Origin of the sequence: Idiomarina sp. Sol25, from assembly GCF_033052775.1 — a bacterium.
Taxonomy (GTDB): Bacteria; Pseudomonadota; Gammaproteobacteria; order Enterobacterales; family Alteromonadaceae; genus Idiomarina.
Genome location: NZ_JAUPEW010000003.1, coordinates 163279 through 186718 on the forward strand (window position 1 = coordinate 163279; position 23440 = coordinate 186718).

The 23440-nt window shown below is 48.3% G+C and carries 23 protein-coding genes; 7 read left to right on the forward strand and 16 right to left on the reverse strand.

Annotated features, from left to right (window positions below):
• Positions 1–53: 53 nt before the first annotated feature.
• A complete protein-coding gene (glnA, locus tag Q5L94_RS06720; RefSeq protein ID WP_317497680.1) occupies positions 54–1463 on the reverse strand; it encodes a glutamate--ammonia ligase in 1410 nt (469 codons plus the stop codon).
• Positions 1464–1774: 311 nt separating this feature from the next.
• Here glnA and typA point away from each other — a divergent pair, with 311 nt between their 5' ends.
• Complete coding sequence (gene typA / locus Q5L94_RS06725; protein ID WP_317497681.1) at positions 1775–3616, forward strand: translational GTPase TypA; 1842 nt, start codon at positions 1775–1777, stop codon at positions 3614–3616.
• 106 nt (positions 3617–3722) lie between these two features.
• On the opposite strand, the gene trhA is transcribed toward typA, so the two are convergent.
• Together trhA and Q5L94_RS06735 are read right to left on the reverse strand one after the other, a co-directional pair.
• On the reverse strand, positions 3723–4388 hold the full coding sequence (trhA, locus tag Q5L94_RS06730) for a PAQR family membrane homeostasis protein TrhA (RefSeq protein WP_317497682.1): 666 nt from the start codon (positions 4386–4388) through the stop codon (positions 3723–3725).
• On the reverse strand, positions 4385–4666 hold the full coding sequence (locus Q5L94_RS06735; RefSeq protein WP_153850151.1) for a DUF3081 domain-containing protein: 282 nt from the start codon (positions 4664–4666) through the stop codon (positions 4385–4387). The genes trhA and Q5L94_RS06735 overlap by 4 nt, the downstream gene beginning before the upstream one ends.
• 179 nt (positions 4667–4845) lie before the next feature.
• On the opposite strand from Q5L94_RS06735, the gene Q5L94_RS06740 reads away from it, so the two are divergent.
• The gene (locus tag Q5L94_RS06740; RefSeq protein WP_317497683.1) at positions 4846–5460 is read left to right on the forward strand and encodes a TetR family transcriptional regulator; all 615 of its coding nucleotides are present in this window, start codon (positions 4846–4848) and stop codon (positions 5458–5460) included.
• A gap of 97 nt (positions 5461–5557) precedes the next feature.
• Here the strand turns inward: Q5L94_RS06740 and Q5L94_RS06745 are convergent, their stop codons facing one another.
• From Q5L94_RS06745 to Q5L94_RS06760, 4 genes are all read right to left on the reverse strand, one after another.
• Positions 5558–6073: an NAD(P)H-dependent oxidoreductase gene (locus tag Q5L94_RS06745; RefSeq protein WP_317497684.1), complete on the reverse strand. Its 516-nt coding sequence runs from the start codon at positions 6071–6073 to the stop codon at positions 5558–5560.
• A gap of 15 nt (positions 6074–6088) precedes the next feature.
• Positions 6089–6736: a DUF2959 domain-containing protein gene (locus Q5L94_RS06750; RefSeq protein ID WP_317497685.1), complete on the reverse strand. Its 648-nt coding sequence runs from the start codon at positions 6734–6736 to the stop codon at positions 6089–6091.
• Positions 6733–6972, reverse strand: a complete 240-nt coding sequence (locus tag Q5L94_RS06755; protein WP_317497686.1) for a YqaE/Pmp3 family membrane protein — start codon at positions 6970–6972, stop codon at positions 6733–6735. The genes Q5L94_RS06750 and Q5L94_RS06755 overlap by 4 nt, the downstream gene beginning before the upstream one ends.
• A gap of 69 nt (positions 6973–7041) precedes the next feature.
• A complete protein-coding gene (locus Q5L94_RS06760) occupies positions 7042–7764 on the reverse strand; it encodes an SDR family NAD(P)-dependent oxidoreductase (protein ID WP_317497687.1) in 723 nt (240 codons plus the stop codon).
• Between the two features lie 69 nt (positions 7765–7833).
• On the opposite strand from Q5L94_RS06760, the gene Q5L94_RS06765 reads away from it, so the two are divergent.
• From Q5L94_RS06765 to Q5L94_RS06775, 3 genes are read left to right on the forward strand one after another with little or no spacing between them, the layout of a single operon-like run.
• Positions 7834–8688, forward strand: a complete 855-nt coding sequence (locus tag Q5L94_RS06765) for a virulence factor BrkB family protein (protein WP_317497688.1) — start codon at positions 7834–7836, stop codon at positions 8686–8688.
• Positions 8689–8743: 55 nt separating this feature from the next.
• The gene (gene dtd, locus Q5L94_RS06770; RefSeq protein WP_317497689.1) at positions 8744–9181 is read left to right on the forward strand and encodes a D-aminoacyl-tRNA deacylase; all 438 of its coding nucleotides are present in this window, start codon (positions 8744–8746) and stop codon (positions 9179–9181) included.
• Positions 9182–9186: 5 nt separating this feature from the next.
• Positions 9187–10089 carry a bifunctional GNAT family N-acetyltransferase/hotdog fold thioesterase gene (locus tag Q5L94_RS06775; RefSeq protein ID WP_317497690.1) on the forward strand — a complete coding sequence of 301 codons (903 nt, stop codon included), beginning with the start codon at positions 9187–9189 and terminating at the stop codon, positions 10087–10089.
• 9 nt (positions 10090–10098) lie between these two features.
• Here the strand turns inward: Q5L94_RS06775 and hutH are convergent, their stop codons facing one another.
• The 3 genes from hutH to hutC are packed head-to-tail and all read right to left on the reverse strand — an operon-like array spanning position 10099 to position 14025.
• Positions 10099–11634 (reverse strand): histidine ammonia-lyase, encoded by a 1536-nt coding sequence (gene hutH, locus Q5L94_RS06780; RefSeq protein WP_317497691.1) that lies wholly within the window; start codon positions 11632–11634, stop codon positions 10099–10101.
• 9 nt (positions 11635–11643) lie between these two features.
• Positions 11644–13320 (reverse strand): urocanate hydratase, encoded by a 1677-nt coding sequence (hutU, locus tag Q5L94_RS06785; protein WP_317497692.1) that lies wholly within the window; start codon positions 13318–13320, stop codon positions 11644–11646.
• A 3-nt stretch (positions 13321–13323) separates the two neighbouring features.
• Complete coding sequence (gene hutC / locus Q5L94_RS06790; RefSeq protein ID WP_317497693.1) at positions 13324–14025, reverse strand: histidine utilization repressor; 702 nt, start codon at positions 14023–14025, stop codon at positions 13324–13326.
• A gap of 123 nt (positions 14026–14148) precedes the next feature.
• Between hutC and hutI the strand changes: the two genes are divergently transcribed.
• Positions 14149–15375, forward strand: a complete 1227-nt coding sequence (gene hutI, locus Q5L94_RS06795; protein ID WP_317497694.1) for an imidazolonepropionase — start codon at positions 14149–14151, stop codon at positions 15373–15375.
• On the opposite strand, the gene Q5L94_RS06800 is transcribed toward hutI, so the two are convergent.
• Positions 15326–16375 (reverse strand): formimidoylglutamase, encoded by a 1050-nt coding sequence (locus Q5L94_RS06800; RefSeq protein ID WP_317497695.1) that lies wholly within the window; start codon positions 16373–16375, stop codon positions 15326–15328. The two genes, hutI and Q5L94_RS06800, sit on opposite strands and share 50 nt — an antisense overlap.
• Complete coding sequence (gene rraA / locus Q5L94_RS06805) at positions 16372–16857, reverse strand: ribonuclease E activity regulator RraA (RefSeq protein ID WP_317497696.1); 486 nt, start codon at positions 16855–16857, stop codon at positions 16372–16374. The genes Q5L94_RS06800 and rraA overlap by 4 nt, the downstream gene beginning before the upstream one ends.
• A gap of 160 nt (positions 16858–17017) precedes the next feature.
• Here rraA and Q5L94_RS06810 point away from each other — a divergent pair, with 160 nt between their 5' ends.
• A complete protein-coding gene (locus tag Q5L94_RS06810; protein WP_317497697.1) occupies positions 17018–19090 on the forward strand; it encodes a bifunctional diguanylate cyclase/phosphodiesterase in 2073 nt (690 codons plus the stop codon).
• Positions 19091–19114: 24 nt separating this feature from the next.
• Here the strand turns inward: Q5L94_RS06810 and hslU are convergent, their stop codons facing one another.
• From hslU to argS, 4 genes are all read right to left on the reverse strand, one after another.
• Positions 19115–20467: an ATP-dependent protease ATPase subunit HslU gene (hslU, locus tag Q5L94_RS06815; RefSeq protein ID WP_317497698.1), complete on the reverse strand. Its 1353-nt coding sequence runs from the start codon at positions 20465–20467 to the stop codon at positions 19115–19117.
• A gap of 1 nt (position 20468) precedes the next feature.
• Positions 20469–21026: an ATP-dependent protease subunit HslV gene (gene hslV / locus Q5L94_RS06820; RefSeq protein WP_011235683.1), complete on the reverse strand. Its 558-nt coding sequence runs from the start codon at positions 21024–21026 to the stop codon at positions 20469–20471.
• Between the two features lie 83 nt (positions 21027–21109).
• Entirely contained in the window at positions 21110–21676 is a 567-nt protein-coding gene (locus Q5L94_RS06825; protein WP_317497699.1) for an SPOR domain-containing protein, read from the reverse strand.
• A 6-nt stretch (positions 21677–21682) separates the two neighbouring features.
• On the reverse strand, positions 21683–23425 hold the full coding sequence (gene argS, locus Q5L94_RS06830) for an arginine--tRNA ligase (RefSeq protein WP_317497700.1): 1743 nt from the start codon (positions 23423–23425) through the stop codon (positions 21683–21685).
• Positions 23426–23440 lie beyond the last annotated feature (15 nt).

A 23440-nucleotide genomic window follows, 5' to 3' on the forward strand; every position in this document is an offset into this window, starting at 1 on the left:
CACCAATTTGGTGCAACCGGATAAGGCAAGACACCTTACCCGGCCAGGAACCATTAAACGCTGTAGTACATATCGAATTCTACCGGGTGGGTAGTCTTCTTCAATGTCTCTACTTCGTTGTATTTAAGATCGATGTAAGCATCAATCATGTCGTCATCCATAACGCCACCTTGTTTCAGGAAATCGCGATCTTTGTCCAGCGCATCCAGAGCCATTTCCAGTGAGTGGCAAACAGTCGGGATGTCTTTCGCTTCTTCAGGCGGCAGATTGTATAAATCTTTGTCCATAGCATCGCCAGGGTGGATCTTGTTACGGATACCATCAAGACCAGCCATTAATAAGGCTGTAAAGGCGAGATATGGGTTGGCACTCGGGTCAGGGAAGCGCACTTCAATACGGCGACCTTTCGCGCTGGAAACCAATGGAATACGGATAGAAGCCGAACGGTTACGGGCTGAATAAGCCAGCATGACCGGTGCTTCAAAACCAGGAACCAGACGTTTATACGAGTTAGTAGAGGCGTTTGCAAAAGCGTTAATGGCACGAGCATGCTTAATGATTCCACCAATGTAATACAACGCCGTTTCACTCAAGCCCGCGTACTGATCACCGGCAAATAAGTTTTCACCACCCTTGTTCAAAGACATATGCACGTGCATACCAGAGCCGTTATCGCCAACCAGAGGCTTCGGCATAAAGGTTGCGGTCATGCCGTAAGAGTGTGCAACGTTGTGCACGACATACTTATAAACTTGCATTTCATCTGCTTTTTTAGTCAGGCTGTTGAAGCGAGTAGCCACTTCGTTCTGACCTGCTGTTGCGACTTCGTGGTGATGGGCTTCAACAACCATACCCATATCTTCCATTACTAAGCTCATGGTGCCACGAATATCGTGCGCTGAGTCTACCGGAGGTACCGGGAAGTAACCGCCTTTTACACCAGGTCGATGAGCCATGTTGCCTTCTGAATATTCACGACCAGAGTTCCACTTGGCTTCTTCTGCGTCAATCTTATAGAACGAGCCACTCATATCAGTATGGAAGCGCACGTCGTTGAACAGGAAGAACTCAGGCTCCGGGCCGAAGTAAGCGTCATCTGCAATACCTGATGAACGCAGGAAGTCTTCCGCACGTTTCGCGATTGAGCGAGGGTCACGGCTATAACCTTGCATGGTTTCGGGCTCAAGAATGTCACAACGGACATTCAGGGTAATTTCATCAGTAAATGGGTCCAGAACAGCAGACTCATTATCTGGCATCAGTACCATGTCTGATTCGTTAATGCCTTTCCAGCCGGAAATAGATGAACCATCGAACATTTTACCTTCTTCAAAGAAGTCTTCATCGATTTGCGACACCGGAATAGTGACGTGTTGCTCTTTACCTTTAGTATCAGTAAAGCGTAAATCGACGAATTTAACGTCGTGTTCTTTGATGGTATCGAAAATCTTATTAGCTGACATGTTGTCCTCCGTAGACAGCGTCTAAAAATACAGCTTGAGTATAGCAAAGCCTGTGCCAACTGACTTTTTTGTTTATATTCATAAAGTTAGTTTATTTAACACGATAACGCCTAAACTAATACGCACCAGTATAGCGCATAACGCACAAATTTGGTGCAAAAGTGAGGGTTTGAGATAACGTCATAAAAATATAACGAACAAAAAACAATCAGCCCTTTCTTAATCCAACTCAAAAAGGTAGAATACGCCGCTATTTTTCATAAAACCCCCTGCCCGGGGTTCCATTCCCGGACAACTACAGGCAGTTCTTAATGACAATTCAGGTATTTGATATAGAAAAACTACGCAACATCGCGATCATCGCCCACGTTGACCATGGTAAAACCACGCTAGTCGACAAATTGTTGCAACAATCTGGCACTTTAGAAAGCCGTGGCGAAATAGAAGACCGTATTATGGATTCCAACGATCTTGAGAAAGAGCGTGGCATCACTATTCTTGCCAAAAACACAGCGGTTAACTGGCAGGATTACCGCATCAACATTCTGGATACACCAGGACACGCCGATTTCGGTGGTGAAGTTGAGCGCGTACTTTCTATGGCAGACTCGGTATTGTTGGTGGTTGATGCTGTTGACGGCCCTATGCCCCAGACTCGATTTGTCACGCAGAAAGCTTTCTCTCACGGTTTGAATCCAATTGTTGTTATTAACAAAATTGACCGTCCAGGTGCTCGTCCGGACTGGGTTATGGACCAAGTATTTGACTTGTTTGACAACCTGGGCGCTACAGATGAGCAACTAGACTTCCCCGTGGTTTACGCATCAGCACTTAATGGCTGGGCATCCCTGGATATAGATGAGCAAGATGGTGACATGACACCATTGTTCGAGACCATCGTTGACAAAGTAAGCCATCCAGATGCTGATCCTGATAGCGACCTGCAAATGCAGGTGTCACAACTGGATTACTCAAGTTACTTGGGCGTTATCGGTATCGGCCGCGTTACCCGTGGTAGTGTTAAAGTTAACCAGCCAGTCACTATTGTTGGTGCTGACGGCAAAGAACGCAGCGGCAAAATTGGTAAAGTCTTTAGCTACTTAGGTCTGGATCGCATTGAAGCCGACAAAGCAGCAGCAGGCGACATTTGCGCTATTACGGGTCTGGGCGAACTTAAAATATCTGACACCGTTTGCGCGGTTGGTAAGGCCGAGGCCATGAAGCCATTGACGGTGGACGAACCAACGGTAACTATGACCTTCCAGGTCAACACCTCACCTTTCGCAGGTAAAGAAGGTAAGTTTGTTACCTCTCGTCAGATTCTTGAACGTCTGCAGCAAGAACTGGTTCATAACGTTGCATTACGCGTTGAAGAGACTGACAACCCGGATCGTTTCCGCGTATCAGGCCGTGGTGAGCTTCACTTAGGTGTTCTTATCGAAAACATGCGCCGCGAAGGTTTTGAATTAGCCGTTTCTCGTCCGGAAGTTATCATCAAATACGAAGATGATAAGAAAATGGAACCTTATGAAACTCTGACGGTTGATATTGAAGAGCAGCATCAGGGTGCCGTTATGGAAAAATTAGGCTTGCGTAAAGCCGAAATGACCAACATGACGCCTGACGGCAAAGGTCGCGTCCGCGTTGACTTTGAAGTACCAAGCCGTGGTTTGATTGGTTTCCAGACAGAGTTTATGACACTGACTTCAGGTACAGGCCTGATGTACCACACTTTTGACCACTACGGTCCGCACAAAGGCGGTACTATTGGTCAACGTGTTAACGGTGTACTGATTTCTAATGCCCAGGGGAAAGCTCTGACTTATTCACTGTTTAACCTGCAGGAACGCGGTAAATTATTTGCATCGCACGGCGATGAAGTTTACGAGGGCCAGATCATCGGTATTCATAACCGTTCAAACGACCTGACAGTAAACTGTCTGAAAGGTAAGCAGCTAACCAACGTTCGTGCATCAGGTACTGATGAAGCGCAGACGCTGAGTACGCCAATTCGTTTAACACTGGAGCAGGCGCTTGAGTTTATCAACGATGATGAGCTGGTCGAAGTGACACCAGAGTCTATTCGTATTCGTAAACGCGCACTGACAGAGAATGATCGTAAACGTTTAGGTCGTGAGCCGAAAAACGGTTAATAGACGACTCAGTCTGTAATCAAAAAAGCCCGCTAGAAATGAGTCCAACTTTATGGGGTCACTTCAAAATTAGCGGGCTTTTTTATGTCTGTAATTCAGCTAAAAGTTAACCGGCGTTAAGCAATTCCGGTTGCGGCAGCACAAAATAGAAAATTGAAAAGAAATGGAAAACACTGCCAACCAACACAAATAAATGCCAGATAGCATGATGATAAGGCAACGACTTCCACACATAAAAAATAACGCCTAACGTATAAGCCAAACCCCCGGCTACCAGCAACATCAAACCGCCACTATCAACGTTATCAAGCATCGGTTTAATGGCAATTAACGCCATCCAGCCCATTCCCAGATATAAGCTGAGCGATAACCACTTAATTCGCCTTTTCATACCGAGCTCAAGAATCACGCCCAGCAAAGCAATGCCCCAGGCCACACCCAATAGCGTCCAGCCCCATCCGCCTCTCAAGTTAATTAAGGCAAATGGCGTATAGGTACCAGCAATTAGAATGTAAATGGCGGCATGATCAAGCTGTTGGAATACAGCTTTCATTCTTGGCCAGGGGAACGCGTGATAAAGCGTTGAGGCGGTATAAAGCAGAATAAGGCTCGCACCGTAGATGCTTGAAGCAACAACATGCCACGCATCACCATAGGCGGCAGTCCATACCAACATGACAATTAAAGCTGCAATGCTCAAAACAGCACCGACGCCGTGAGTCAGCGCATGAGCCACCTCTTCCTTTACGGTGTAAGCTTTATCCAGACTCATCCTCTCTCTAGCCCCGGCGTTTCATACCCTTTGCTAATGTTTTTAAGAGCCCGTATGAATTGGTCGTACTGTCTTTCATTGTCATACTTTAGATTGTACGAATTATGGAACTGCAGGGTGAGCGTAACCCCATGCCCTTCCAGAAATACCGTATAACCGTCGTGATCGGTATAAGCTTCTATGCCGTCTAAATAATGGCGACCCTGACGAGCTTCACCATGAGTGTGGATCTTTTCGTACGCATCCAACATCAGTTTGTTATCAAGTTCGTTTTTCATCACACACCTCAACGTTTTTTACTAAATGTATACCCTTATTATTAGGGTCGAATACCCATTCCACAACCGCTTTTCCCTATTTGTTTTAAAATCCTTGTATCAGAATATACATACATAGGTGCATGATTACGGAAAAAACGTTATAATAATGAACGGATGTTAAGAAATAGGAGCCCAAAATGGTTCGACGCACAAAAGAAGACGCAATGGAGACCCGCGCCAAGTTGTTAGATGCTGCTGAAGCTTTATTCAGTGAAAAAGGTGTGACTCAAACGTCGATGATGCAAGTGGCGGAGAAAGCTGGCGTTACTCGCGGTGCAATTTACCATCATTTTGAAAATAAAATGGACTTAATTGAGTCTCTTATGGGGCGCATTAAGTTGCCATTTGATGAAATGCGGGAACAAGTTGCTGAAGGCTCCGAATTTGATCCATTAATTGAAGTCAAAGAACGCTCTAAAGAGTTTATTCGCCGTGTGCAGGACGACGATCAGGTACGCTCCTTAGCCAGTATTCTTTTACACAAATGTGAATACATTGACGAAGTAAATCCAATTAAATTAAGACACATAAGCGGTCGCAACGAATGCATTTGCGATGTCGAAAAGCTTTTTGAAACTGCGGTAAAAAAGAATGAACTTGCGCCGACAGTCGACTCACGCGTGGCGGTTATCGGCTTGTTCTCTCTGGTCGACGGCCTTATTTACAACTGGCTACTCGCGCCTGATTACTTTCCTCTGGTTGAGTATGGCAACCAGGCAATCGATAGCTACGTTAATGGATTAAAACGCTAAGGCTCATTGCTGTCTCCGCGGCTACGGCGCCAGCCACTGTATTTACGGTGTACGCCGCGGGTCAAAGACTGAAAAGTATCCTCCAGTAAATCACTAACTAGCCCTCTCCTTGCTCTAAAAATTGTTTCAGAAAACCTTCGTCCATTGCCGCAATGGCCTCATCGCTGGCATTAGGGCAACTTGCGCACAGAGGTGCCGTCCAAGCCTGAACATTGGCAAGAATATCGCGTAAATGACTGACGGCTCGTAAACCACCTAAACCACCGGGAGAGGCCGCAGCCAGCAGCACAGTTTTTCCGGCCCAAGCTTTACTATCAAGTCGGGACACCCAGTCAATCGCATTTTTTATCAGCGGCGACACCGACGAATTGTATTCTGGGCTAACTAACACCACTTTAGATGCGGACTGAATTTTCTCGCCCAGACTTTTCATCGACTCAGGCACACCGTCGGCGGCTTCTAAGTCACCATGGTAAATCGGCGCGTCAAGTGCGTCGGCATCAACCAGTTCATGACGAATGCCGTGTTTATCAGCCACTTCGACTAAACGGTGCTTCAATTTGGTATTAAGTGAATCTTTACGGCGGCTGCCACCAATAAATAAAACGGTCATATTATCTCCTGCTCATTAAGATTGAGAGTCTTTCATTGCTTTGATAAAGCGGTTCGATTCAGTTACGGCCGCTTCCATATCTTCTATTAATACGGAAATGTCGCTTTGCAGATTACTGAATTCACCACGAATGGCATCAATCGCCTTGGCGTTCAGGTTATGCTTCAGATAAAGCACGTTATCCTGCATTTTATCCAGAACCGGCTGCATCTTGTCCGCTGCACGCTCCATAACCCTTAACAGTTCAGCATAACGACGCTCGGTTTCCCGCAACTGTCGCTCGCTTTCACGGCGCATGTTGTCGTTACTGTATTCACCCAGCTCTTCGCTCCATTCATCGAATAAGTCATTGGCTACTTCATCAACTTCATCGATACGACTGCGGACTTTTTCAGCTGCATCTTTACTGTATTCGTAATCGTCGCGTAGCGCATTGTATTGTTCTTCCAACTTACCACCGTCAATATTCAGCATGGAATCCAGACGTTCAAGCGCCGAACGGAACTCCTCCTGCGCATCTGACTGGGAGTCACGAGCATCATCCACTCTATCGACTAATATATCGCGCTTTTCTACACCAAACTTTTCCATAGTGCCGTAGTAAGCACTTTGGCAAGCCGACAGCGTGATAACCGCAACAACAGCTAATATCCATTTACTCATTTTTCACCTCGCGCGGCTTTAATTAAGCGTTCGTCGCGTTTGTCACGGTGATAGCCATGCACGACAATAATCGCGTGAAGAATAGCGATAATATAAAGAGCGCCCAGAGCACCAAGCGAAACAATAAAAAGCACCACGCCGACAATGGCGATAATTGCATTGAATATCGCCTGAAAGATTTTACCCGTCAGTAAAATTGCGATGGGTGGAAGCAAAATGGCTAAAATATATAACATCGTGTTCTCCTTGCACTTAACATGCCTCTTACCAATTAAGAGACATTCCTTTAAAAAAAGCAAACTAAATCAGTAAGGTAAACGGCTGCCATCCCAGTGCCATAACGCTCCGGTATTTTCCGGTTTTAAGTCTTTTACAACAGCCACAATGCGCTCCGCAGAGAGTGCCGGGGAATACAGTTTGTCGGCAGATATTCGCTCCTGAAAAGGTTCCGACAAGCGGGTATCGGTTGTGCCCGGGTGTATTGCCGCCACCGTCAGGCTTTTATGAGTACGCCTAAACTCTATTGAAGCTGTTTTCAATAGCATATTTAACCCGGCCTTGCTTGAGCGATAGGCATACCAGCCGCCTAAATAGTTATCCTCAATACTGCCGACTTTTGCTGACAACTGTACCCAGAAGCGGGTTTTCTTTCTGTCAAGAATTGGTAGAAAGGCCTTAAGAGCCAGCATGGGTTTCACTGCGTTAACGGAAAATAACTTATTCAAATTGTCTGCCGTTATATCGGTGAGTTTTTTCTCCGGAAACGTTTCTTCGTCATGTAACATGCCTATAGTTGAGATAACGCCACTGAGCTGTTCATCCTTATTTTTAAACTCACGAACCCAGTCACCAAGCGTTTTCTCATCATAGTCTTCTATTTGGCAATACGTTACGTCTGTCGATTCCGATTCCGACACTTCAGCCCGCCGCGACAGCGCGAATATGGTCTCATCGGGATATTGCTTGCTTAATTCCAGTGTGATTGCCCGGCCTAATCCTCCGCCGGCACCTAATACCACCATTGCCATTTGCACTACTCTCTATCATGATAGTTATTACTTCCCTACGTGAATAAAACTGGATTAGCTCAATACACCATGAAGCAAATTGAATGGAAATCGTATTTCAACCACACCTTAGGCTTTCTAAAGTACTTTGGAAAAAGGTTTAACAGCGACAATACCAATATCACCGCAGGCCACCTGACCTACGTCAGCATGCTGTCGTTGGTACCCCTTTTAGTTGTTATGTTCACGGTTTTTTCTGCTTTCCCCATGTTTGAAGAGTTACAGGAAAATCTGGAACAGGCAATATTTGCTAACTTACTCCCCACCTCGGGTGAACAGCTGGAGCAATACCTTAACGAGTTTGTGACCAATGCCTCTAAAATGACAGCCATTGGTGTCGGTTTCCTGTTTATTGTCGCCATTATGCTCATGTCGGCCATTGATAAAGCGCTGAATAATATCTGGCGGGATTCAAGCAAACGCCATTGGTTGGTGTCTTTTGCCGTTTACTGGATGCTGCTGACATTAGGTCCGGTTCTGATAGGCTCAGGACTCGCCGCAACATCTTATTTTATTTCACTCAGTCAGTTCGCCGACGAATACGTATCCGGCGTGCAGAATTTTGTTCTGTGGTTTGTACCAATTGTTACTTCGTTTGTGTTCTTTGTTTTGATGTATCAACTGGTACCAAATCGTCAGGTTAAATTTCGCTATGCGGCCTTTGGTGCGGTTATTGCGGCACTTCTGTTCGAACTGAGTAAGCAGTTATTCTCCCTGTACATTACTTTTTTCCCGACTTATCAGGCTATTTATGGTGCACTGGCAACCATTCCGATTCTTATCGTATGGATATATCTGTCATGGTTAATCGTACTTATTGGTGCCGTTTTAACAGTGAGTTTAGAGGAATACCAGTTAAAGCAAGCTGAACCGAAGTCTGATTGACCTGTTCAGAGTTTTCACCGACCATAGCCGTTCTGTTTCTGAAAGGTATATATTCATGATCGGACTCATTCAGCGGGTTAGCCGTGCCAAAGTCACTGTTGCCGATGAACTGACCGGTTCTATCGGGCCGGGGCTGTTAATATTATTAGGTGTTGAACACAAAGACGACGAAGCCAGTGCTGCCAAATTAGCTCAGCGCATAGCCAATTATCGCGTATTCAGTGACGCTGAAGACAAAATGAATAATAGTGTTATCGATGCGCAGGGTGAAGTCTTAGTGGTTTCTCAATTCACCTTAGCGGCCGATACTCGTAAAGGTCGGCGTCCCAGCTTTTCTTCAGCAGCGACGCCCGACCAGGCACAGCATTTATATCAGGTTTTTTGTGAACAACTGTCTGCGCAAGGCTTGCCAGTAGAAACCGGACGCTTTGCAGCAGATATGCAGGTTGAGTTGGTCAATGACGGCCCGGTCACATTTGAATTGAAGGTGTAACACCTATGTATCGCGTTATGACTCCGGAAACAGACGAGCAGATTGAACGATATTACTATCTTCGGTGGCGGGTTCTTCGCGAGCCTTTTCAACGGCCACTGGGCTCTGAACAAGACGAATACGATCAAGTGGGTCATCACCGAATGGTCGTGAATGAAGCTGAGGAAGCCGTTGCAGTTGGCCGTCTTCACTTTAACAGTCCGGAAGAAGCTCAAATTCGCTTTATGGCAGTTGCTCCCGAATACCGAGGGGAAGGGCACGGGGTCGCTATTATCTACGCTCTTGAGCTTGCTGCGCGCAAAGAAGGCGCAACGCATGTGGTTATCAACTCACGCGACAACACCATTGGCTTTTATAAGAAGTGTGGCTACGAGGTGGCGGAAGAAGCCGATACCGTAAATAACCCGATGGCAGAACATCATTTACGTAAGTCCTTTACTGAGTACAACCGCATTATTTACCGGCCAGAATGGTGCGCCGAGCTACAAAAAACCTGGCAGGAAGACATTCCTATTTCCGATGCCATGGGCATTAAAATCCATCAGTACACGGGCCGTGTATTCGAAACCCGCGCAGTACTCTCGCGCAACATTAATGTACACGGCACCATGTTTGCCGGCAGCATTTACTCACTGGGTACTTTAACCTGCTGGGGACTGTTGCATTTACAGTTGTTAGAGCGGGAACTGGAAGGAGCCGTGGTATTAGGCGATGGCAACATTCATTATCACAAGCCGGTTACCCAGGAACCTCGGGCAATAGCGCGTTTGAGCGATGTGACCGGTGACTTTTCCGCGTTAAAACAAGGGAAAAATGCGCGTTTGACGATTAAAGCTCAGATACTGGATGAAGAGCAGCCGGTAGCAGAATTTACCGGCCGCTTTGTGGTCCTGGCAAAACGGGACTAGCCCGCATAATCAGGCTTCAGACAAAATATGCGGTAGTTTCATCACTGCCGCTAAATCACCATTTTGAATCAGGTCACTGGCGGCTTTAATGTCCGGCGCAAAGAAACGATCCTCAGCATAGTAAGCTACTTGCTCACGTAAACAGTTAAATGCCGTTTCAACTGCTGCTGCACCTTTTAAAGGGCGACGGAAATCCAGTCCCTGTGCCGCTTCTAACCATTCAATGGCAATAATATCGCTGACGTTTTTAGCAATGTCCGTTAACCGGCGTGCTGCAAAAGTTGCCATCGACACATGGTCTTCCTGATTTGCTGAAGTTGGCAGGCTATCTACCGACGCAGGATGAGCCAGGGTTTTATTTTCTGAAGCCAGTGCGGCTGCGGTAACCTGCGCCAGCATAAAGCCCGAGTTAACCCCACCGTCGTTTACCAGAAATGCTGGCAACTTGCTCAAGTGACTGTCTATCAGAAGGGCACTACGACGCTCTGACAAAGCACCAATTTCGCTGGCAGCAATAGCCAGAATGTCTGCTGCCATAGCGACTGGCTCTGCGTGGAAGTTACCACCGGAAATAATGTCCTGCTCTTCGCTGAACACCAGTGGGTTGTCAGTAACACCGTTAGCTTCGCGCACCAAAATACCCGAGGCATGCTCAATCTGGTCTAAAACCGCACCCATAACCTGAGGCTGACAACGCAGAGAATACGGATCCTGCACTTTCTCGCAGTCTTCGTGGTCTTTGGCAATTTCAGAACTGTCAGTCAGCACATGACGCAGCATTTCGGCTGCTTTAATTTGCCCGGGTTGTCCGCGTACCGCGTGAACACGTTCATCAAACGGCGCCCGCGAGCCCATAGCGGCTTCAACAGAGGTCGCACCCACCACAATGGCGGCATGGAAGTTACGTTCAATGCGGAACAAACCTGCTAAGGCCAGCGCGGTTGATGCCTGAGTGCCGTTCAGCAAAGCCAGACCTTCTTTCGGCGCCAGCTCAAAGGGCTCAATACCCGCTATTTTCAGACCTTCTTCAGCGTTTAGTACCTCGCCGTTATGGCGCACCTTACCTTCGCCTACTAGCGGCAATACCATGTGAGCTAACGGGGCTAAATCGCCCGATGCGCCTACGGAACCTTTTTCCGGAATGCAGGGGTACACTTCGGCGTTCAATAGCTTGATCAGCGCATCAACGAGCACCGGACGCACGCCCGAAAAGCCGCGCGACAAGGAATTTACTTTCAGCAGCAGCATTAAGCGTACAACCGCGTCTTCCATTAAGTCACCGGTGCCGGCGGCGTGCGATAACACAATACGGCGCTGAAGATCGGTCAGACGCTCCGGAGGAATACGAGTATTAGCCAGTAGCCCAAAGCCGGTATTAATACCGTAAACTACACGGCCCTGCTCCAGCACATCCGCAACGGTTTTCGCCGAAGTCGCAATGTTGTCTTTCGCTTCATCAGACAGCTTTAACGTCTGGTGCTGATAAAACCAGTTGCGCAGTTCACTTAACTGCAACTGTCCTGGCTGTAATTCAAAATGACTCATGCAACCTCCTTACTTCGTATCCAGCATAGGTAAATCAAGCCCTTGTTCACGGGCGCAGTTTTTCGCAATATCGTATCCGGCATCGGCATGACGCATAACGCCCGTACCTGGGTCATTCCACAGCACGCGACTTAAGCGCTTGTCGGCTTCTTCGGTGCCGTCGGCTACAATGACCACACCGGCGTGCTGTGAGTAACCCATACCCACGCCGCCGCCATGATGCAGGCTAACCCAGGTCGCGCCGCCAGCGGTATTCAGCAACGCATTCAGCAACGGCCAGTCCGATACTGCATCAGAGCCGTCCTGCATAGCTTCGGTTTCACGGTTAGGGCTGGCAACGGATCCAGAATCCAAGTGATCACGGCCAATAACGACCGGTGCTTTTAGCTCACCACTTTTGACCATGTCGTTAAACGCACGGGCAATGCGGGCACGGTCTTTGAGGCCAATCCAGCAAATACGTGACGGCAGACCCTGGAAGCTAATGCGTTCTTTGGCCATATCCAGCCAGTTGTGCAAATGCTCGTTATCCGGAATCAGTTCTTTGACCTTCTGGTCGGTTTTGTAAATGTCTTCCGGATCACCGGAAAGCGCTACCCAACGGAATGGGCCAATACCTTCACAAAACAGCGGACGAATATAAGCGGGTACAAAGCCCGGAAAGTCAAAGGCGTTATCAACACCAACGTCTTTGGCCATCTGGCGAATGTTGTTACCGTAATCCAGTACTGCCGCGCCTTCTTTCTGGAAATGGAGCATAGCGCGCACCTGTACCGCCATAGATTCTTTCGCGGCAGTTACCGTGCTGGTGGCATCGCTTTCCTGCTTGGCTTTGTATTGTTCCAGTGTCCAGCCCTGTGGCAAGTAACCATGCAGAGGGTCATGGGCTGAGGTCTGGTCAGTCACTACGTCCGGCGTTACACCGCGCTGTTGCAAGTCCGCATAAACATCAGCAGCGTTACCCAGTAAGCCGACCGAAATCGCTTCGTCTTTTGCCATAGCGTCATGAATCAGTTTTAACGCATCGTCTAAGTTAGTGGCTTTATGATCCACATAGCCGGTGCGCAAACGGAAGTCGATACGTGACTCGTCACATTCAACCGCCAGCATACAGAAACCGGCCATGGTTGCCGCCAATGGCTGAGCACCACCCATGCCGCCAAGGCCACCAGTAAGTACCCACTTACCTTTTGCGTCACCGTTAAAGTGCTGACGCGAGACCGAACCAAAGGTTTCGTAAGTGCCCTGCACAATGCCTTGTGAGCCAATGTAAATCCACGAGCCCGCGGTCATCTGCCCGTACATCATCAGGCCTTTTTTATCGAGCTCGTTAAAGTGCTCCCAGTTTGCCCATTCAGGCACCAGGTTAGAGTTCGCAATCAATACACGCGGCGCGTCTTCATGAGTCGGAAATACACCCACCGGTTTACCCGACTGAATCAGGAGAGATTCGTTTGGTTTCAGGCGCTCTAAAGTTTCAATAATTTTGTCATAGCATTCCCAGCTGCGCGCAGCACGCCCGATACCACCATAAACGACCAGCGCCTGTGGGTGTTCGGCAACTTCGTCATCAAGGTTGTTCATCAGCATCCGCTTTGCAGCTTCTACCTGCCAGTTGCAGGTGGTTAGCTCGGTTCCATGAGGTGCGCTTATCTTGCGACTTTTATCCAAACGGGTGAATGACATGACTTACTCCTTAAAGGTTAAATGGCCGCCTAACTTAAAACGGGAGCCGGGGTGAGTCAGCGTGGCGAAAGTCACCACGCCACCTGAGCTCCAGGTGCGGCGCAAAATTCTGAGACAAGGTTCGTGACGGTCGATACTTAAGTATTGGCACAGAGTATTGACCGGCAGAATAGCTTCAATTTGATGACTGGCTTCGGTAAGCGGGCTGACCACGCATAAATATTCGTGCGGAGTCACCTTGCTGTAGTCCTGCTTTAGATAGTCGGGAACCAGTTTCGGGTTAACAAAACGCTCTTCCAGCTGCACCGGCAGGTCGTTTTCGAAATGGGTGATTAACGAATGAAACACCGGGCTGCCTTCTTCCAGTTCCAGCGCTTCAGCTACCTGAGTTGAGGCTGGTTGTTCTTTCAGCATATGCACTTTGGCGCGGTAGTCGTGACCACGTGAACGCACTTCATCGGCAATATTGCGAATGGCCATAAATGAGGTTTGCGACTTAATTGGTGCAACGTAGGTACCAGAGCCCTGGGTACGAATGACCAGACCTTCGTCGGCCAGTTCCTGTAGCGCGCGTCTTGCCGTCATTCGACTGACAGAAAACTGCGCCGACAAGGCGTTTTCTGAACTGACAGGGTGGTTTTCAGGCCACTCACCGGATTCTATCTTCAGATAAATATGCTGTTTTATCTTTAAGAATTTATTCATTCCGATCCCAACATGTAAATGACATGACTCGATATTTTTGAGGTTAAAAGTCTAGTTCAGAATAATTGTATATACAAGCAGCTTTTGCTACTCTTTTATCAGAACCAACCTTAAAGGACTGTTATGCAACGCATAGAAAATATCAACGCAGCGACAATGACGGATGATAAGGGTTATGGCCTTATCCAGGGCGCTACAGTCATTATTAATAAGGGCAAAATTGAATTTGTGGGTGCTGCTTTTGACGCCCCCGCTACCCCGACTGCGGAAGTGATTGACGGTAACGGCGGCCTGCTGACTCCCGGGTTAATTGATTGTCACACTCACCTGGTTTGGGCCGGGTCCCGCGCCAACGAATTCGCACAACGTCTGCATGGTGCCAGCTATCAGGAAATTGCCGAGCAGGGCGGTGGTATCAAAAGCACCGTAAAAGCCACTCGGGAGGCATCAGCAGAAGAGTTACTGACACTGGCTCTAGAGCGCGCAGAAACACTTATGTCGCAAGGGGTGACGACCATAGAAGTGAAGTCCGGTTATGGTCTGGACTTAGAGAACGAGCGCAAACAATTAACCGTGGCGCGTCAGTTAGCCGAGCAGTTACCGGTGAACATCAAAACCACCCTGCTGGCGGCTCATGCGATACCACCAGAGTTCAATGAGAACGCCGACGGCTATATTGAAGAAATTATTCAAAACATTTTACCGACGCTGGCTAATGAAGGCCTGGTCGACGCCGTTGACGCCTTTTGTGAAAGCATTGGGTTTAGCCCTGCACAAACCGAAAAAGTGTTTAAAGCAGCAAAAGAGTTAGGGCTACCAATTAAGCTTCACGCCGAGCAAATCACCAATCAGAAAGGTGCTAAACTGGCCGCAAACTATCAGGCTTTATCGGCTGATCATCTTGAACAACTGGATGAAGAGGGTGTGAAAGCCATGGCTGAAAATGGCACTGTGGCGGTGTTATTGCCCGGAGCATTTTACTTCCTGCGTGACACGCAAAAGCCGCCGGTTGAGTTACTGCGAAAACATTCTGTACCCATGGCCATTGCCACCGATGCAAACCCGGGTTCATCGCCAATTCACAACCTACCTTTAATGCTGCAAATGGCTGCGACCTTTTTCCACATGACCCCGGAAGAGTGTTTGCGCGGAGTAACGGTTAATGCTGCCAAGGCCCTAGGCGAGACAAAACGCGGCGTTATTGCAGAAGGCTGTTACGCAGATTTAGCACTATGGAATAGCAAAGACGCCGCTGAGCTCACTTACCAGTTTGGCGTGAACCCGCTAAAAACCTTGTGGTTTAACGGCGTCGCTCACGACCGTGTAAGTAAGCCGTGGTCAGCTCGCTAAGCAACTGTCCGCATATTTTCATACCTTCGTCGAAGCCTGCACTGCACAATGACGGCGCGGCTTCGGCAAGGTGTAAATAACGCGCTTCGTTCACCTCAGCTAAACGCTTAACGTACTGAAAACCCTGGCCCAGACTTAAGCCAACATAGTTTACAGCACTAGCCGGTACGGCATTTAAGGCATCAACATCAACTTCAATACCCAGCGGTCGCTGCCAGGACATGGCTTTCGCGACCACTTCGTCCATTACCTCGACAAATGACCGCTCATATAAGCGGTGCAGGGTATGGTAACGCATACCGGCATCCTGCAGTTGCCTTAGGCTGCTGGCGGAGTTTTTGCCCTGATGCAGGCCAACAATATGGTAAAACTCCAATGCACCTTCCATGTAAGCGTAACTAAAGCCATTGCCCGAGTGGCGGCCTTCGCGCGGACGGAAGTCTGCATGAGGGTCTAAATTGACCGCACCACAAGCTTCCTCTGTCACTTTATGCAAACTCTTCAGCAGCGGATACGCATTATTGTGCCCCCCGCCGATAACAATGACCTCAAAACCCTGCTCGAACAACGGTGTCAGAATGTTCTCGACGCGGGCATCAACCTGCGCACACAGCTCCCGTAAAGTAGCAAGATCATGAGCGTCTGTAGCATCGAGTTCAGCGGCCTTTTCGTTTAAGTCGTCACAATTAACCGCTCCAACCAACAACAGTTCGTGCGTAGAAAGTAGCCCCGTTTTCTGCAAGTTAAGGAAGCTTTTCAAAAAAGCCTGCCAGCCGTCATCGGCACCAGCGCGACCAAGGTTGGCTCGCACACCGATACTCTCGGGAATACCCACTAGCGCTACACGCTGTCCGTCGCCCCAGGCTGCCGCCAGACTCTCTTCGTAAGTACCCTCTTCAGAGAGCCCCCGAATAGCCTGACCAATTTTAGTTTCCTGCTCACGTACCGTGACCCATTTTGCCGGGTCAGTCAGTTCTAAGTAAGAGATGTCACTCATCATTCAATATCTAATGGTTCCGGAGACAAGATAACGCCAGTAGTATCAACATACAGGTGGTCTTCCGGCAAAAAGGTTACGCCGCCAAAATTTACCGGTACGTTCAGCTCACCCACGCCCTCGCTAATAGCGCCAACCGGAATAGAAGCAACACCCAGAATACCAATATCCAGCTCTTCCAACGCGTCAACTTCGCGCACGGCGCCGTAACAGACAATACCTTCCCAGTCATTATCCATGGCTTGCTCAGCAATGGCAGCATCAATAAGAGCGCGGCGTGATGAGCCACCACCATCAATCAATAAAATCTTACCACCACCGTCGGCAGCAAGGGTTTCCTCAATTAGCCCTTTATCTTCGTGACACTTGATAATAACCAAGCTTCCGCCAAAAGAGCTGCGGCCTCCGTAAGACTCAAACATGGGTTCAACCACATCGACCATATCGGGGTATAAATCGCAAAGTTCTGAAGTGTTGTATTCCATGATTGCATTCCTGACGTTGCTGTAGCAGTAGCTGGCAGTATACCTTCTATCCAGTGCAGACAAAAGTAACCTGATAGCGACAACGAAACCCTTGAATTATAGAGTAAAAACCCGTTTAATCTAACCAACCATAATAATAATAAAGTGAATTGCTATTTTCATGCCCCAGCTTGACCTCATGACCAGTCTGGCTATAGAGACCTTTGCGCATTCAATACAGGCAGTTTTCCTGCTCGGATTTGCCGCCTTACTGATGTATTACCATAGATACTATCAGCGCGATTATCTAGGCTACTGGGCTTTCGCCTGCTGTGCATTCGGTCCTGGCGAAATCATCAGAGCCTTCCTGGCCGGTAGCGCCATGGTTGCGCCCGAGTCTGCGCTTAGCTGGTCCAATGGTTTACAGGGGGTTGCTTTAACCTTTCAGTACCTCGCCATTTCTTTTGTTGCCTTAGGAGCCTCTTGCGCCGTTTTTAATAAAAAACCACAAAACTACTGGCAATACATAGCTTATGCAGTATCTCTACTGGGCGGCGTTATTTCGTACTTTTGGCTGGAACCAACCATCAGCTACGCTGGTAGCACGCCTAATGCCGGGTTTATGAGGTTTCTGGTCACAGGCTCCGTTTTAGTAGCGGTCAGCTTGTTTATGTGGCGCAAGCTAGGGAACGGTCTCGGGCCAAAACTGGTATCCGGTGGTTTCTTCAGCATTGGTTTTAAAAACTTTATTGTACTCGGCGCTATTTTCTTCTTGCCCGGCAACGCCATTGACTGGCTCCTCAGCTTTCAGGCGCTGTTCACCGTTATACTTGTTGCAGCCGTCATTGTCGGCATCATTATTTGGCTACTGGAGTCTGAACGTAATACCGCCGTGCACGCCATTCAAAGAGCCGAGTATCTGCACACCCATGACGCACTGACGGGAGTTTCTAATCGCGATCAGCTAGTCAGTAAAATTCCGTTATTCATCGAGTATTGCCGCAGCAACAACCGCCAGTTAACCATCATGCTTATTGGCATCAGTCGCTTTAAGGTGGTTAACGAGACTATTGGTATTCGCGGTGGAGACCAGGTTTTAAAAGAAATTGCGCGACGCCTGCAAAACTTTAGCAAACAGCCTCTGGCGGTATCCCGCATTAGCGGCGATGTCTTTGCTCTTGCCTTTGATCACTTAAAAAGCCGAAGTCTTATAAAAGATTTGGCTGCAGAGCTTCAGGACACACTGAGTAAGCCCATTGAGGTGGGTGAGAAAACGCTAAATGTTGCTGCTGGTATTGGTATTTCTCGTTACCCTCAGCACGGCAGTCGCTCAGAAGCTCTGCTTAACAAAGCAACCATTGCGTTGACTCAGGCAAAGCAGTCACATCAACCCAGTGTTACCGTTTATGAACGGGGTATGGATGAGATGTACTCCTATCTGGTTGATATGGAACCAACTTTGCGACGCGCGATGCGGGAAAATGAATTCACTCTGTACCTTCAGCCTCAGTTTGATTTTGACCATCAACAACTTTGCGGCTTTGAAGCCCTTATCCGTTGGCAACATCCAGAGCGCGGCCTGCTGAGTCCGGCAGAGTTTCTCCCATATATTGAGCAATTGGGGCTTTCCACTGAACTGGATGACTGGGTTCTTAATAATGCGGCGGCTATCCTTGCCTCCTGGAAACAAAGGTTTGGTCTCTGCTGGCCCATAGCGGTGAATTTATCCGCGCCGCAATTTCAGCATTTTCAGTTAATAGAAAAAATGCAGCAACTACTGGAAGACTACAGTATTTCTCCCGATTGGCTGGAACTTGAAATTACCGAAAATGTTGCCATGTCCGATTTACACAATGGCATGAGCGTTATCCAGCGCTTGCGGGAAATGGGGTTTGGTATTTCTATTGATGACTTTGGTACCGGCCATTCCTCACTGGCTTACCTTCGCTCCTTACCAATTAACAAAATTAAAATAGACCGCAGCTTTGTCAACGAACTGCAGCAAAACAATAACGATGTCACCATTCTGAAAGCCATGATCCGCCTGTCTCACGGTCTGGGTAAACGCGTTATTGCCGAAGGAATTGAAACCGAAGAACAACAGGACATGTTGCAAATGCTGGGTTGCGACATGATGCAGGGCTATTTCTATTCACCGCCAATGCGTCTGCAATTTGCCGAGCAATTTATTGAACGCCAAATTCAGGGCAACAAAAAGCCGTTGCCACCCGGAGAGTTTGCAACGGCTTTCTAGCTCTACAATTTCTGCAGAGTCTTTTTACAGGATGAAGCGGCTTAGGTCTTCGTCCTGTGACAACTCACCAACATGTTGATTCACGTAGTCGGCATCAATAACCAGCTTTTCACCGCTGTGGTCAGTTGCATGGAACGAAATTTCTTCCATTAAGCGCTCAAGCACCGTATGCAAGCGACGCGCACCGATATTTTCTGTGGTTTCGTTTACATGGAATGCCACTTCAGCAATGCGCTGGATACCTTCCTCAGTAAAGCTCACCTCAACGCCTTCAGTGTTCAGCAGAGCATGATACTGAGTGGTTAGCGACGCGCTTGGTTCGGTCAGAATACGCACGAAGTCGCCACTGGTCAGAGCTTCCAGCTCAACCCGAATAGGCAAGCGCCCCTGTAATTCAGGAATAAGGTCTGACGGCTTGCTCATCTGGAATGCACCAGAGGCAATAAACAGAATATGATCGGTTTTTATCATACCATGCTTGGTATTGACTGTAGTCCCCTCAACTAGCGGCAGTAAGTCGCGCTGCACACCTTCGCGGGAAACATCTGGCCCGCTGGTATCACCGCGTTTACAAATTTTGTCAATTTCATCTAAAAAGACAATGCCGTTCTGCTCAACAGACTCAATAGCGGCCTCTTTAACGTCGTCAGGATTCAGCAGCTTCGCAGCTTCCTCATCAACCAACTGTTTGTAAGCGTCTTTAATGCGCATTTTGCGCGCCTTGGTCTTGTCGTTGCCCATGTTCTGGAACATGTTCTGCAATTGCGACGTCATTTCTTCCATGCCCGGCGGTGCCATAATTTCAACACCCATTTGTGGCATAGCTAAATCAATTTCTATTTCTTTGTCATCCAGCTGGCCTTCACGCAATTTCTTACGGAATACCTGGCGCGTGCCACGTTGGTCATCGTTTTCCGGTGTCTCTTCCTGTTGCTGAGCCCAACCAGAAGAAGACTTCTTCGCCGGTGGCAGCAGTACATCAAGAATGCGCTCTTCCGCCGCTTCTTCAGCACGGTAACGTACCTTTTGCATCATTTCTTCGCGCGTTTGTTTCACAGCAACGTCAGTTAAATCCTTAATAATGGATTCAATTTCTTTACCCACATAACCCACTTCTGTGAACTTAGTCGCTTCAACTTTAATGAAAGGCGCTCTCGCTAATTTAGCCAGACGACGGGCAATTTCCGTCTTGCCCACACCGGTAGGGCCTATCATTAAGATATTCTTGGGCGTTACTTCCTGACGCAGCTCGTCGTCCAGCTGCATCCGGCGCCAGCGGTTACGCAGGGCAACGGCGACAGCACGTTTGGCTTTATCCTGACCAATAATATGTCGGTTTAATTCGTCTACAATTTCTCTTGGGGTCATCTCAGACATCTTATTTTTTCCCCTGCTTCGTTTTGTCTTCAGCAATTGACTCTTCTTCTTCAATGGTCTGGTTGCCGTTGGTATACACGCAAATATCGCCTGCAATGGTCAGTGCTTTTTGCACAATGTCGCGGGCATTTAAGTCAGTATTTTCCAGCAAAGCTCTTGCTGCCGACTGCGCAAACGGCCCACCGGAGCCAATCGCAATCAAGTCATTTTCCGGCTGCACAACATCGCCATTACCGGTAATAATTAATGACGTTTCTTTATCCGCAACTGCAAGCAATGCCTCCAGTCGGCGCAAAGCACGGTCGGTACGCCAGTCTTTTGCCAGCTCCACAGCCGCCCGCATCAGGTTCCCCTGATGTTGCTCAAGTTTGGATTCAAAGCGTTCGAACAGTGTGAAAGCGTCAGCAGTGCCGCCGGCAAAGCCTGCCAGCACTTTATCGTGGTAGAGGCGACGCACTTTGCGCGCGTTGCCTTTCATTACGGTATTACCCAGAGAAACCTGGCCATCACCGCCAATAACAACTTTATCGCCGCGGCGAACAGATACGATAGTAGTCAAATCAAGACCCTCTTTTTTGTCTTAGTGACGTCGATGACAAGTATTTGAGGGTCTATATCGTATTTTTCAATGGTGAATATCGACTAATCGATATTCCAGTTCCAGATTGCGCAGCCAAACACCTGGTTACGCTGCAATTTATGGCGATCACGTTCGGCATCGCGTTTGGTTTCATAAGGACCCAGAATAACCCGGTACCAAAGCCCGTTACTGCCTTCAGTCGAGCGCACCTGAGATTCAAGCCCCGCCATCGCAATTTGTGCACGCAACCTTTCGGCGTCCTCCTGCTGACGGAAAGAGCCACATTGCATGAGTTTCGGTGGACCCACTTCACGTTCCGGCACATCCACTTCTACTTCTTTACTTCTTAACTCTTCAATATAACGCCAGCGCTCAGCCGATTTTTTCGGCAATAAGTCCGCCGGAGGTGGTTGCACCTGCGGCTGTTCAACCTGTTCAGACTTACCGCTAATTTGCACCAGAATATAGGCAAAGAAAGCAATGAGACCAATGGCAACAGCGACCACAAACCAGGGCACCGGTTTTCGCTCAGCAACCGGTTTTGCGCCGCGTTGCTGTTTTTTATTGGTTCCTTTTTTCTTAGTCGGCTTACGTTTCGGCGACTTTGGCTTACGATTCGCGTAATCCATAGTGCGTTACATTTTCTCCAGAGTTGGAATGCCCAGCAATTCCAGACCTTGCTTCAGCACATTAGCCGTTAACATCGACAATTTCAGGCGGCTGTTACGAAGCGCTTCGTCTTCCTGATTCAAAATTGGGCAGGCTTCGTAAAAACTGGAGAAGCGACCGGCCAAATCAAACAGAAAACCACATAAGAAATGCGGCATCGCTTTATCCTGAACCTGATGCAGTACTTCGTTAAAACGAACCAGCTGATTGGCCAGCGCCAGCTCACGTTCATCACTCAGAATAATGTCTGCGCCACGATCAAAAGCGGTGTCACCCAAGCGATCAAAAATACTGTTCACACGGGTGTAAGCATAAAGCAGGTAAGGTGCCGTGTTGCCTTCAAAGGTCAGCATGTGGTTCCAGTCGAAAATGTAGTCGCTGGTACGGTTTTTCGATAAGTCCGCGTATTTAACCGAGCTAATCCCCACCACTTCAGCAACTCGTTTCTGCTGCTCTTCGGTAAGGTCGGTAGTTTTTTGCTGCAATAACTCCAGCGCACGACGTTCGGCTTCATCTAATAAGTCAGCCAGTTTGGTCACACCGCCGTCGCGACTTTTGTAAGGTTTACCGTCCTTACCCATCACGGTACCAAAGCCGTAATGGTTCAGCTGTATATCGCCTTCCACAAAACCGGCTTTGCGAGCCAGCGTGAATATTTGATCGAAATGCAGCGACTGACGGGCGTCCACAAAGTACATCAAATGATCACCGCCCAGTTCTTTCTGACGGTATTCAATGGCGGCTAAGTCGGTAGTGGCATAAAGATACCCTCCGCCTTTTTTCTGCACAATAATAGGCAGCGGCTCGCCTTCTTTGCCTTTGTATTCTTCAAGGAACACGCACTGCGCGCCCTGATCTTCAGTCAACAGGCCTTTCTCGCGAAGGTGCTCAATAACGCCCGGCAATTTGTCGTTGTAGGCACTTTCTGCCATTACATCGTCACGAGTCAGCTTAACACCCAGGCGGTCGTAAACGTCCTGACAGTGGCTCAATGACACATCAATAAACTGATTCCACAGCTTCAGACAATACTCGTCGCCCGACTGCAGTTTAACCACCAGCTGACGTGCACGGTCAGCGAATTCTTCGCTTTCGTCAAAACGCTGCTTGGCGGCTTTATAAAAGGTTTCCAGGTTGCTCAGCTCATATTCTGCCGACTGGTTATCCAGCGCTTCCATGTACGCTAAAAGCATACCGAACTGCGTACCCCAGTCACCCACGTGGTTCTGGCGAACGACTTTATGACCTAAAAACTCGCACACGCGTGACACGGCATCACCAATAATGGCTGAACGTAAATGGCCCACGTGCATTTCTTTCGCCAGGTTAGGCGAAGAGTAGTCAATAACAATAGTTTTGCTTTCGTCAGCCACATCCACGTTCAGGCTGTCGCTGTTCAGCATAGCGGTTAGCTGGTCTTTCAGCTGGTCCTGCGAAATAGTGAAGTTAATAAAACCCGGACCCGCAATGTCCATTTTCGACAGCAGAGTGTTTTCCGGAACCGCAGCAACAATGGCTTCTGCCAACTGTCGCGGATTCGATTTCGCCGGCTTTGCCAGCATTAATGCCAGATTCGTCGCAAAGTCACCGTGCGACTTATCGCGGGGTCGGTCCAACTGAATGTTTACTGAGTGATCCGCCGGAATTGTGCCCTGTGCTTTAAGTTGACCAATGGCTTCGGCCAGTAACTGTTCAAGTTGTTCTTTCATTAATGCGACTACCTG